The sequence below is a fragment of the Streptomyces sp. NPDC054813 genome, from assembly GCF_053611365.1.
On sequence record NZ_JBSHAF010000009.1, the window covers coordinates 71,667 to 83,937 of the forward strand.

General features: G+C 70.6%; 8 protein-coding genes. 4 read left to right on the plus strand and 4 right to left on the minus strand.

Annotation, left to right across the window (positions count from 1 at the left end):
* Positions 1–240 precede the first annotated feature (240 nt).
* Positions 241–1,359, plus strand: coding sequence for an ADP-ribosylglycohydrolase family protein (locus tag ACWGJB_RS19610; RefSeq protein ID WP_453381420.1), 1,119 nt, complete (start codon positions 241–243; stop codon positions 1,357–1,359).
* Between the two features lie 44 nt (positions 1,360–1,403).
* Here ACWGJB_RS19610 and ACWGJB_RS19615 read toward each other — a convergent pair whose 3' ends face one another.
* Together ACWGJB_RS19615 and ACWGJB_RS19620 are read right to left on the minus strand one after the other, a co-directional pair.
* Entirely contained in the window at positions 1,404–2,978 is a 1,575-nt protein-coding gene (locus ACWGJB_RS19615; protein ID WP_453381421.1) for a sodium:solute symporter family protein, read from the minus strand.
* Positions 2,979–3,206: 228 nt separating this feature from the next.
* Complete coding sequence (locus ACWGJB_RS19620; RefSeq protein ID WP_351711660.1) at positions 3,207–3,995, minus strand: SDR family oxidoreductase; 789 nt, start codon at positions 3,993–3,995, stop codon at positions 3,207–3,209.
* A gap of 80 nt (positions 3,996–4,075) precedes the next feature.
* On the opposite strand from ACWGJB_RS19620, the gene ACWGJB_RS19625 reads away from it, so the two are divergent.
* Complete coding sequence (locus ACWGJB_RS19625) at positions 4,076–4,936, plus strand: hypothetical protein (RefSeq protein ID WP_453381422.1); 861 nt, start codon at positions 4,076–4,078, stop codon at positions 4,934–4,936.
* Positions 4,937–5,009: 73 nt separating this feature from the next.
* Here ACWGJB_RS19625 and ACWGJB_RS19630 read toward each other — a convergent pair whose 3' ends face one another.
* Positions 5,010–6,875: an MFS transporter gene (locus ACWGJB_RS19630; protein WP_453381423.1), complete on the minus strand. Its 1,866-nt coding sequence runs from the start codon at positions 6,873–6,875 to the stop codon at positions 5,010–5,012.
* 197 nt (positions 6,876–7,072) lie between these two features.
* A complete protein-coding gene (locus ACWGJB_RS19635) occupies positions 7,073–9,877 on the minus strand; it encodes a serine hydrolase (RefSeq protein WP_453381424.1) in 2,805 nt (934 codons plus the stop codon).
* A 177-nt stretch (positions 9,878–10,054) separates the two neighbouring features.
* On the opposite strand from ACWGJB_RS19635, the gene ACWGJB_RS19640 reads away from it, so the two are divergent.
* Both ACWGJB_RS19640 and ACWGJB_RS19645 read left to right on the plus strand, forming a co-directional pair.
* A complete protein-coding gene (locus ACWGJB_RS19640) occupies positions 10,055–10,822 on the plus strand; it encodes a GOLPH3/VPS74 family protein (RefSeq protein WP_450762532.1) in 768 nt (255 codons plus the stop codon).
* A 383-nt stretch (positions 10,823–11,205) separates the two neighbouring features.
* Positions 11,206–12,063 carry a helix-turn-helix domain-containing protein gene (locus ACWGJB_RS19645; RefSeq protein ID WP_351711674.1) on the plus strand — a complete coding sequence of 286 codons (858 nt, stop codon included), beginning with the start codon at positions 11,206–11,208 and terminating at the stop codon, positions 12,061–12,063.
* Positions 12,064–12,271 lie beyond the last annotated feature (208 nt).

Consider the following 12,271-nt stretch of genomic DNA (forward strand, 5'->3'; position numbering starts at 1 on the left):
TGGGACCAAAACCCGAGTGCCGAGTGTGTGTACGTGTGCAACGTCACCTGGCACGGCTGACCCCAGGCGCACCGCCTGACCGTCCCCTCCCCACCCGCCCTACCTGGCCGAAAACCGGTCACTCGGGGCCACATAACCCACACTTCGCATACCTAACTGCCCCCTGAACGGACCGTTCCCGGTCGATTACAGTGCTGTGCGCTCGTATGTACGGACGGTGCCCGTGGGGAGGTCATGGTGGTGAGTGCGACGTCGGGTGCCGTCTGGGGCCGTGTCGAGCAGCAGGACTTCCGGAGCCGGGTGCGGGGCACGTTGCTGGGGTCGGCGGTCGGAGATGCGCTGGGCGGCCCGGTCGACGGGCTGACGCTGGAGGAGATCCGGGCTGCCTACGGGCCGGAGGGGCTGGTCGATCTCGGGTTCGGGCACGGACGGCGCGGGACGGTGACCCATCACACCCAGCTGACCCTCTTCACCGTGGACGGATTGATAAGAGCCCAGGTGAGACGGGATACCGGCGCCTGGCACCCGCCCACCGACCTGCATCGCGCCTATCTGCGGTGGGCGGCCACCCAGCGGGACTGGGGGCCGGACGAGCGGCGGAAGGAGGACGGGTGGCTGGCTCGGGAGGAGTGGCTGTACGCCCGGCGGGACCCGACGCGGTCGCTGCTGATCGGGCTCGGGGACGAGACCATGGGGACCCTGGAGTCGCCGAAGAACCCCGATGACATGGGGCCGGAGGCCGTCGCCCGGTCCGCGCCGTTCGGGCTGCTCGTCGGCTGGGAGCCGCAGCTCGTCATCCAGCTGGCCGTGGAGTGCGCGGCGCAGACCCACGGCCATCCGACCGCCTGCCTGTCCGCGGGCGCGTATGCCGTGATCGTGCACGCGCTGGCCCGCGGGGACTCGCTGGACGGGGCCGTCCAGCGGGCCCTGGCCCTGCTGGCCGCCCGGCCGGGGCACCAGCCCGTCTCGGACGCGTTGCAGCACGCGCTCGGCGCCGTACGGCAGGGGATGCCCTCCCCGGCCCGGGTCGAGGAGCTGACCGGGGACGGGGCGGCGGACGGGACGCTCGCCGCGGCCGTGTACTGCGCCCTCGTGGGTGAGGACGTACGGCACGGGCTGAGCCTCGCCGTCAACCAGGCCGGCCCCTCCGCCGTCGCCGGCGCCCTCACCGGCGGCCTGCTCGGCGCCCTGCACGGCGAGACGGCCCTCCCGCCGGCCTGGGTGGCCGAACTGGAGGGCCGTCCTACGATCCTCGAACTCGCCGACGACTTCGCGATGGAGATGACCCAGGGGCCGGCCCTGCACAGCCCGGCGGGCGCGGCCCCCGGCTGGCTGGCCCGCTACCCGCGAGGCGCCTGAGCCGGTCGTCCGAGCTGGTTGCCCGAGCCGGTCGTCGGAGTCGGTCAGTCCCGCAGGACCTCCCCGCCGCCCGCCGGAGCCTGGGCCTGGGCCGGTACCGGGGCCGTCGCCGCCGCACTGTCCCCGTCCGTGTTCACCGTCTCGATGATCGCGAGGCGCTCCGGGGTGTCCTCCGGCTTCAGGTAGCCGATGAGGATGTAGAGGACCAGGGAGACGGCCAGCGGCACCGAGACCTGGTACTGGAGCGGTACGCCGCCGTCGACGTTCCAGTTGATCGGGTAGTTGACCAGCCAGAAGGCAAGCAGGCCCGCGGCCCAGCTGGTGAGCGCGGCCGTCGGGCCGGAGCGGCGGAACGGACGGAGCAGACCCAGCATCATGGGGATCGCGATCGGGCCCATCAGACCGGCCACCCACTTGATGACCACGGTGATGATGTCCTTGAACGTGGGCGAGTTGACCTGGGTGGCCACCGCCATGGACAGACCGAGGAAGACCACCGTCGTCACCCGGGCCGCGATCAGCCCGGAGCGCTCGCTCCAGGACCGTGCCCGCGACGACAGCACCGGCGCCACGTCACGGGTGAAGACGGCCGCGATCGCGTTGGCGTCCGAGGAGCACATCGCCATCGTGTGGGAGAAGAAGCCGACGACGACCAGGCCCAGCAGACCGTGGGGGAGGAGCTGTTCGGTCATCAGGCCGTAGGAGTCGGAGCCGTCCGGCTTCTGGGCGTGGACGAGCAGGGGCGACATCCACATGGGGAAGAACAGGACCACCGGCCAGACCAGCCAGAGCGCCGCGGAGAGGCGGGCACTGCGCTCGGCCTCCTTGGGTCCGGCCGTCGCCATGTAGCGCTGGGCCTGGTTGAGCATGCCGCCGTTGTACTCGAAGAGCTTGATGAAGAGGAAGGCGAGCAGGAAGACCGTGCCGTAGGGGCCCACCAGCGGCTTGCCGTGGCCGTGCAGGGCCGGCTGGTCGAAGGCGTCGAAGAAGCCGATGCCCTTGTCGTTCAGCTTCAGGACGACGGCGACGAACATCGAGACGCCGGCCAGCAACTGGATGATGAACTGGCCCAGTTCGGTCAGCGCGTCCGCCCACAGGCCGCCGATCGTGCAGTAGACCGCGGTGATCGCGCCGGTGATGAGGATGCCCTGGTTGAGGGAGACACCCGTGAACACCGACAACAGGGTCGCGATCGCGGCCCACTTGGCGGCCACGTCCACGATCTTCAGCAGCATGCCGGACCAGGCCAGCGCCTGCTGCGTGGACAGGTTGTAGCGGTTCTTCAGGTATTCGAGGGGTGACGCCACATGGAGGCGGGAGCGCAGGCGGTTGACGCGCGGTGCGAAGAGTTTCGAGCCGATCGCGATGCCCAGCGCGATCGGGAAGGACCAGGTGACGAACGACGTCACGCCGTAGGTGTAGGCGATGCCCGCGTAGCCGGTGAACATCACCGCGCTGTAGCCCGACATGTGATGCGAGATGCCGGAGAGCCACCAGGGCATCTTTCCGCCGGCCGTGAAGAAGTCGCTGACGTTGTCCACGCGCTTGTGCGACCAGACGCCGATCGCCACCATCACGCCGAAGTAGCCGATGAGCACGGCCCAGTCGAGCCCGTTCATGTGCCCCCCTTCCAGGGTCCGCCTTCTGAACTCCGCTCAGCTGGCTGGCACTTCGCATAAGCGGAGTGGGGACGGGGAAGGCCGCGAAGTGCCCGCTCATCGTGGGTTCGGTTACGCGGGCACGACAAGCGGGCGTAGGGTCAAGGGACGGTAAAATCGTTCGCCTCACTGACCTTGGTTCATGTCCATGAACGATCCGGGGTGGCCCGGATGGCCGGAATCAGTGTCTCAGCGCATCAGCTCCCCCGCGTTGACCAGCAGCGACTGGCCCGTGATGGCCCGCGCCCGGTCCGACGCCAGGAACACCGCCGCGTCCGCCACGTCCCCGTCCGTCGCCAGCTCCGGCAGTGCCATCCGCCCCGTCAGCCGCCCCAGTACCTCGTCCTCCGGCACCCCCTCCGTGTGCGCCGTGAACTGCACGTACGCCTGCACCGGCGGCCCCCACATCCACCCCGGCAGCACCGTGTTGACCCGGATCCGGTACGGCCCCAGCTCCCGAGCCAGCGAGTACATCGCGCTGGTCAGCGCCCCCTTCGAGGCGGCGTACGCGGCCTGCCTCACCTGCGAGGGCGCGGCGACGGCCGACTGCGTACCGACGAAGACCACCGAGCCGCCGCCCGCCTCCTTCAGCGCCGGCAGGCAGGCCCGGGTCATCCGCAGCGTGCCCAGCAGGTTCACGTCGACCACCGACGCCCAGGTCGCGAAGTCCGCGTCCTCGACCCCGCCGAAGTAGGAGTCCCACGCGGCCACGTGCACCACCGCGTCGATACCCCCGAACCGCTCCCGGGCGAGCGCCGCCAGCGCCTCGCACTGGCCCTCGTCGGTGATGTCGGTGGGGCGGTACGCGGTCCGGCCGCCCTCGGGGTCGATCCCGGCCGCGCTCTTGACGAGGTTCGCCTCGGTCCGCGCACCGAGCACGGCGTTCCCGCCGTCCCGTACGACGGCCGCCGCGACCTGGTGCCCGAGCCCGGCGCCGACCCCCGAGACGACGACCGTCTTGCCCATGAGCAGTGACATCGATGACCTCCCGGCTCTGGCGCTTTATCTGACGGAGCGTCAGAGTATGGGCGAGCGCAGGCGGAAGGAAGGGAAGGCGCATGAGCGAGGACACGCGCAGCGATGTGTACGCCGAGCTGGCCGCGGTCGGCCCGTACGGCGTCCGCCCCGGTCACGCCCTCATCACCATGGTCGAGCCGCACCCCGGCCACGAGTACGCGTACAACCGCTGGTACGAGGACGACCACTACTACGCCGGCGCCATGGCCATGCCCTGGATGTACGCGGGCCGCCGCTGGGTCGCCACCCGCGATCTGCAGCTCCTGCGCTACCCCGAGAAGTCGGCGATCGCCCAGCCCGTCACCACCGGCTGCTACCTCTCCGTCTACTGGATCACCGACGGCCGCTACGCCGACCACATGAAGTGGACGGTCGCCATCAACCGGCGGCTGAACCGGGACGCGCGGGTCTACCAGGACCGCACCCACGTCTTCACGGCGTTCCAGGACCACGAGGCCACGGTGTACCGGGACGGGGCGGCCGGCCCCCGCGACTTCCACGCCCTCGACCACCCGTACGCCGGGCTGGTGGTGCAGGTCGTCGACAGCGAGTCGCCGGAGCAGCGGGCGGAACTGCTGGAGTGGATGCGCGGCCGGCACCTGCCGAAGCGGCTGGCGGGCTCACCGACGGCGATGGTCACGGTGTTCCGTCCGACGCCGCTGCCCGGCGACCGGATGACGTACGTGAAGCAGGTGGAGGGGGTCGACACCCGGCTGACGCTGCTGTGGTTCCTGGAGACGGACCCGAGGGAGTGCTGGGACGCCCGCTTCACCGGCCTGGACGAGGACGTGGCCGGGTCCGGGCTGGGCAGGTTGGAACTGGTGGCACCGTTCGTACCGACGGTGCCGGGCACGGACCGCTATGTGGCGGAGCTCAGGGCACCCGTCCCGTCCGGCGACTGAGGACGAGGCCGGTCAGGCCGAAGCGGGGGTCCGGGGGCGTGGCGGCCCCCGGCGGCGCCCGCATCGGCGGGGGTCACTTCAGCTCGTCGGGACACGGCGTGCCCCGTGGCAGCTGGTACGGCGCCGCCAGCCGGTAGGTGCCCGCCTTCGGTGCCAGCAGCATCGTCCACCTGTCGCCCTTGGCGTCCTCCGCCGTCTCCGCCAGGCAGCCGTTGACGTTGACGTACTTCTTCGGTGTGCCCTCGGCCCGGTGCTTGGAGGCCTGGGTCTCCTGCGGCGGCTTCAGGCTCTTGCCGTCCGCGTCCACGATGCTCAGCCACGGCGAGTACGGGATCCGGATCAGGATCCGCCCGGCGCTGCGCACCTCGATGGTCAGCTCGCCCTGCTCGGCGCTGTCCACCACCGCGTTCGGCTCGGCGAGCGGCACCGGGTCGGTCACCCGGAACAGCTGCCAGTTGGCGTCGCCCCAGACCTGCTTCAGATACGGCATCCCGCGCTGGACCAGCGCCCGCTCGCGTTCGCCGCCGTCGCCGTCGGGCTCGTCCTTCGGCAGCACCACGAAGTGCACGGCCCAGCGCTGCAGCCACTCGTGGTAGTTCGCGGAGTTGAGGGTGTCGTCGTAGAAGAGCGGGTTGCGTTCCATGTCGGCCTGGCGGTTCCAGCCGCGGGCCAGGTTGACGTACGGCGCGAGCGCGGACGCCTCCCGGTGCGAGCGGGCCGGGACCACCTCGACGCGGCCCTTCTCGGCGCCGACCTGCTGGAGCTGGTGGACGAGCGGGGCGAGTTCGCGGGCCCAGGACGCGGCCGGGGTCGTATGGACGATGTCGTCGACCGCCTTGAAGCCGATCCAGCCGACGAAGCCGAGGAAGGCGAGGACGGTGACGTAGTACTTGCGTGAGCGCGGCACGGTGTACGGCAGGGCCGCGATCAGGGTCGCGCCCGCGAACAGCATCGGCAGCCGCGAGATGTTCGAGCCGATCTGCGAACTGACCAGCCACACCAGCACGACCCCGACGCTGTACACGGCCGCCGTCAGCCGGACCGTCTTCCACTCCTTGGGCACGAGGAAGAGGCAGAGCAGGCCGTACAGCAGGGGCATGATCACCGAGCCGATACCCATCGGCTGGGTGCCGGAGAACGGGAACAGCCAGGCGGAGACGGCGACCACCACCGCAGGTGCCAGACCGAGCGCCCAGGCGCCCGGGCGCCGCTTCTGGAGGAACAGCGCGACCGCGACCAGGCCGACGAAGAGTCCGGCGACCGGCGACGACATGGTCGCCAGGGCCGCCAGCGGGGCGGCGACCAGCGCCTTCGCCCACCGTTTGTGGCGCCAGCGGTACGGCCAGCAGAACACCGCCCCCACCGAGGCCAGCGCGAACACCGTGCCGAGCCCGAAGGTGACCCGTCCGGACACCGCGTTGCATATCAGCGCGAGCACCCCGGCGAGCGAGCCCCACAGGGGGTTCTTCACCGCGCGGCTGCGGATGAGGAGCAGGGTCAGCAGCCCGGCCGAGACCGTGCCGGCGATCATCATCGTCGTACGGACACCGAGCACCGACATCAGGTACGGCGAGACCACGCTGTACGACACCGGGTGCATACCGCCGTACCAGGCGAGGTTGTACGCCGAGTCCGGGTGCCGGCCGACGAACTCGGCCCAGGCGTCCTGCGCCGCGAGATCGCCACCGCTGTTCGCGAACGTGAAGAGCCAGATGATGTGCAGGACGCCGGCGAGGGCCGTGACCGCCAGCACCGGGTGACGCGACGGCCACTCGCGCAGGGGTTCGTCCAGGTCGAGGAGGCGACGGAGCCTGTCGTTACGCTGCGTGCCGGGTCTGTCGGGCGCGCCGTGCGGACCGGTTTCGGGCAGGGCTATTCGCGGGCCGGATACCGGGCCCGGATCGGCGTCGTCGGCGTGTGTCGGCTCCGCTGTGGCCACCTGAAGGCACTCCCCGTGTCCCGTCTTCTGTTCTCGGCCGCGTTCCACGGTGTTACCGGCCGCTTCTCGTCCAGTTCGTGGCCGTGTCCCGGCGGCCGACGACCTGCCCCGATTCGTGACGCTAGCACGCACCCCGCCGCGGGGCCCTGGGGTGGGCCGCCATCGGCGGGGTGCGGGGACGGAATGTGCGTGTTGTGTCAGCCGAGGCGGGTCAGCTTGCTCGTGAACCCGGGCTCGGCCAGATCCTTCTGCAGGGCGACCGGGACCTGGACCGCGGAGCCGGAGCCGTCACCCACGGTGAGGGCGCCGACCTTGGTGCCGGCCTTCGCGGTGTGCGGGACGTCGTCGGCCTGGAAGGTCAGCTTCACCTTCAGGCCCGACCAGCCGACCGCGGTGACGTCCTTGGTCGCCACGACCGGGGTACGGCCGCCGAGACCGTCGTCGACGTACCCGACGACAGCACCCTTCTTGTAGATCGTGGCCGGCTTCAGCGCGCCCTGGGCGGCCCGGATCAGCTTGTCGCCGCCGTTGAGGGCGGCGGTGAGGATGCTGTTGTCCGAGGCGGCGCTGGCCGGCTGCCGGAGCACCGCGCCGATGATCGTGCGGGTCTCGCCGTTCACTTCCTTCTTCGCGGCGAAGACCAGGTTGCCGAGGGCGGAGGTGGTGGTGCCGGTCTTGATGCCGACGACGTCGTTGTGACCGACCAGCTGGTTCCAGTTGCCGTGGTTGGCACCCTTGTAGTCGTCGTACGACATCATCGCGGCGACCTCGCGGAACGACGGCTCGCTCGACATGGCCGCCTTCGCCAGCTTCACCTGGTCCACGGCCGTGGAGACGGTGGAGTCGGTGAGGCCGGAGGGATCGGTGTACGTCGTGTTCGTCATACCGAGCTTCTTCGCGGTGGTGTTCATCTTCGCCACGAACGCCTTCTCGGAACCGGCGTCCCAACGGGCCAGCAGCCGGGCCACGTTGTTGGCGGAGGCGATGAGGATGGACTCCAGGGCCTCGCGCTGGGTGATCGAGTCGCCGGCCGTCACGTCGACGGTGGACTCCTGGCCGGCGTTCGACTGGTCCTCGGCCGTCTGGTCGATCTTTATCTTGGGGCCGGCGGCACCGCTCTTCAGGGGGTGGTCGCGCAGGATGATGTACGCGGTCATCACCTTGGCGACGCTCGCGATCGGTACGGGCTTCTGCTCGCCGGAGGAACCGAACGAGCCGATGCCCTGGACGTCGAGCGCCGCCTGGCCGTCGGCGGGCCAGGGGATGTCGGCCTTGCTGCCGTCGAAGGTGTAGCTGTCCTTCGCGGTGAGGTCGAGGGTGGGCTGCGGGAGCGGGCGGAGAGTCTGTACGACCGCAAAGATGATCAGGAGGACGATTACCAGGGGCGTCCAGATCTTGACCCGCCGGACGAAGGTCCTGACGGAGGTCTCCGGCGGCGGGGGCGTGTTGGTCAGCTCGGCGAGCAGGTCCAGCGGGGGCTTCGGGGGGAGCGGCACCTGGGTGGTGCGCTCGGGGCCGACCTGGGGGATGACGGTGGTACGGGTGGTGGAGGCGGTACCGGGCCTGGCGGCAGGCTTGGCGTCGGGTGTGGCATCCGGCTTCGCGTCGGGTTCGGTGCCGGGTTTGGTGTCCGGCTTGGTGTCCGGCTTGGTGTCCGGCTTGAGGTCCGACTTGAGGGCGACGAACTTGCTGGTGCGCTCGGGGTCGGACCCGGGGGTCCTGGGCTTGGCGTCGCCGAGCTTGAGCGTGGTGGTGGGCTGGTCGACCTGCGGGGGCCGGGGGGCCTTGAGCATGGTGGTGGGCTGATCGACGCCGGCCTCGGCTTCGCCTTCGCCGGTCTTGGTCTTCCCACCCGCACCACCCGTGCGGGAATCGCCGTCGGGTGCGGGTGCCCCCTGCGGGGCGCCCTCGCCGCCGGCGTCCGCGGGTTCGTGCCCGGCGTCCGCGGATTCGACGCCGGGCGCGGCGTCTTCGGGCTCGACACCCGCCTCCGACTCGCCCTCCGGAAGGGCGTCTTCGGGTTCGCCGGCAGCCTTCGGAGCGTCCTTGGGCTCGCCTTCGGGCGCGGCGTCTTCGGGTTCGGCGGCGGCCTTGGGCTTGTCGTCGGGCGCGGCGTCCTCGGGTTCGGCGGCAGCCTTCGGGGCGTCCTTGGGCTTGGCGTCCTCGGGTTCGGCGGATGCCTTGGGGGCGTCCTCCGGCGCGGCGGTGTCCTCGGGTTCGGCGGCAGCCTCGGGCTCGTCTTCGGGCGCGGCGTCTTCGGGTTCGGCGGCAGTCTCCGGGGCGTCCTCCGGCGCGGCGTCTTCGAGTTCGGCGGATGCCTTGGGCTCGTCTTCGGGCGCGGCGGTGTCCTCGGGTTTGGCGCCAGCCTCCGGCTCGTCCTCCGGTGCGGCGTCTTCGGGTTCGGCGGTCGCCTTCGGGGCGGTGGTCGCGGGACTGGTGTCCTCGGGCTCGGCGGCTTCCCGCCCGGCGGCCTTCGGCTCGGTCGTGGTCTTCGGGGTGTTCTTGGGGGGAACGTCCTTGGCGGCGGTGGCCGTCGGGGCGGCGGTCCGGGGGTCCGGCTTCGCCTCAGTCGTTGCCCCAGGCGCCGTAATGGCCCTGTCGGCGCCCTTCGGTGGCCCGGGGGCCTCCTGGGGCCCCTCGGGGCCCTCCTCGGGCTCCGTGGCCGCCTCGGGTCGCCCGGGCTCCTCCGGGGTGCCGTGCTCTTCCGTGTCCTCGCCGGAGTCCGCGGCCTCCTCCGCCGGCGGACCCGTGCGTACCCACGCCGCCACCGCCTGACGGAGCTTCGTGTTGTCGTCGCCGTCCGTCTTCGGGTCCCGTACCGAGAAGATCCGGGTCGCGGTGTCCACGCCGCCGGCCGTCTCCTTCGCGTCCTCGGCGGCCACCGCCAGTCGTGGGTCGCGTGGTTCGGGAACCGTTCCCGCACTCCCCGACGTCGGTTCCGCCGACGACTCGCGCTGCTTCGACCTGTCGGGGGACTCGCCCGCCACCGATGCCTCCTCCACGCTTCGCACGTTTCCGTGCGTTGTCCGAACCATGTACCAGTGTCCTGTGTGCGGGCTTAGCCCCTGTGGTAGACGAGAACGACATACCTTCCGGTTCCCTTACAAACCGGTCACGCACCCTCGACAGACCAATGTGAGAGGGGTCACCCTGTCATTCATCCACGCGGGGAGGCATGGATGGGCAGGAGCCGCAGAACACTTCCGGAGGAGCTTCTGCTGCTGGCATTGGACCCGACCACGGGTACCACTGCACAGCCGCAGTCGCTCGACCTCGGTCTGGCCGGAGCACAGCTAGTGGAGCTGGCGCTGGCCGGACGGATAGCCCCAGACGGGGATCGTATCGCCGTGGTGCAACCACGGCCGACTGGAGATCCGACTTTGGACTGCGCGTTGGAGTTGCTGCGAAGGCGTGGCGCTCCCGTGCGGGCTGTGCACTGGATCGGCGGGCCACGTCTGGGACTTCGCCAGACGTACCTCTCGCATCTGGAGCGGTGCGGCATGGTGCATGCCGTGGCGGGCCAGATGTGCGGGGTGCTGCCGACGACCCGGTACCAGGCGACGGACAACGAGATCTGCCGGGACATCCGTGCCCGGCTGGATTCGGCGATCCGTACCGGCGTACCACCGGACCCGCGGACCGCGGCGCTCGCCGCCCTGGCCCACGCGGTCGGTCTCGGCAAGCACCTGTATCCGGGGAACGAGGGACGCTCCTCGCGTTCCCGGCTGCGGGACTTGATCCGGCACGACCCGATGGGTGGGCTCGTGGCCCACGCAGTCATGGACGTGCAGAACGGCGCCGGCGCCCAGCCACGCCGTAACCCGGCCGCGCCGGCCGGGCGCCAGACCGCACCGGCCGCCAGGCCCGGTGCGCCGGAACCCGCCCGCGGTGTTCCGATGCAACCGCGCCGAGGCGCGGGCGCGATGGCGCGAGCCGTGGTGCACTGAGCCGCAGTGCCACGGCAGCGACGGCCGGCAACACGGCACCCCTGAGACCCGGTTCGGGAGCCGCTGGTCCGAGCGGGGCGGTGAGGCGCACGCAGTGCGCGCCCCACCGCCCCGCTCGGCTTTCCGGCGTACTCGTGACGGCGTACTCGTGACGGCGTACCCGTGACGGCGTACCTGTGCCGGCGTCTTCGTGCCGGCGTCTTGTGTCGGCGTACCCGTCCCACCGGCCTCGGCCGACGTCCCGCGTATCCGGAACGTGCCCGAACTGACGCGTACGCGCCGCATATACACGGTTTCCCAGCGGTAGGAACCACCTTGGTGGCAGTCTGCTCAACAGCAGATACGCAAAGTGGTAGTAGCAGGCAGCCGGAGGTGCACGTCCCGTGGCGTCCAATGTCAATCCCACCGTCAGGCGACGCCGGCTGGGCCAGGAGCTGCGCAGGCTCCGCGAGCTCAAGGGCATGACGGCGGAGGAGGTGGCGGAGCGGTTGCTCGTCTCCCAGTCGAAGATCAGCCGGCTGGAGAACGGGCGCCGGAGCATCAGTCAACGCGATGTCCGCGACCTGTGCGGGGTCTACGAGGTCGAGGACCAGCGGGTCGTCGAGTCCCTGATGGAGATGGCCAGGGATTCGCGGCAGCAAGGCTGGTGGCACGCGTTCGGGGACATCCCGTACAGCGTCTACATCGGTCTGGAGACGGACGCCGAGTCGCTGAGGGTGTACGAACCCCAGCTGGTCACCGGGCTGTTGCAGACCCGGGCGTACGCCGAGGCCCTGGTGCAGGGCGCGTTGCCGGAGACCTCCGCCGCCGACATCGAGAAGCGCGTCCAGGTGCGGATGCGGCGACAGGAACGTATCACCGCCGAACACAACCCCCTCCGTCTCTGGGTGGTGCTCGACGAGGCCGCGCTGCGCCGGCTCGTCGGCAACAGGCTCGTGATGCGCGAGCAGCTGGAGTACCTGATCGAGATGTCCCAGCAGCCACACATCACCGTCCAGGTGCTGCCGTTCGAGGTGGGCGCGCATCCCGGCCTCAACGGTCAGTACGCGATCCTGGAGTTCGCCGACGCGGCCGACTCCAGCGTCGTCTACCTGGAGGGCGTCACCAGCGACCTCTACCTGGAGAAGGCCCACGACGTGCAGAAGTACGCCGTGATGTACGAGCACCTGCGGGCCCAGTCGCTGAACGTCGAGCAGTCCCGGCAGTTCATCGCCGACGCGGCCAAGGAGTACGCGCGCTGAGCCCTCCCGGGGGCTTCCGGGGAGCCTTCAGGGAGCCGTCGGCGCCCTTCCCGGACGGCGAGCGCCGGATCTTACACCGGCGCCCCGCTCCAGCGGAAGTCTCCTCTGGAATATGCCATCCGGTCGAGTGAACGAGTGCTCCAGGCGTAGGAGTTGGCTAGTAGCGTCGATCACGCCAACCGGTCAGACGGTTGGCGTGAATCGCACT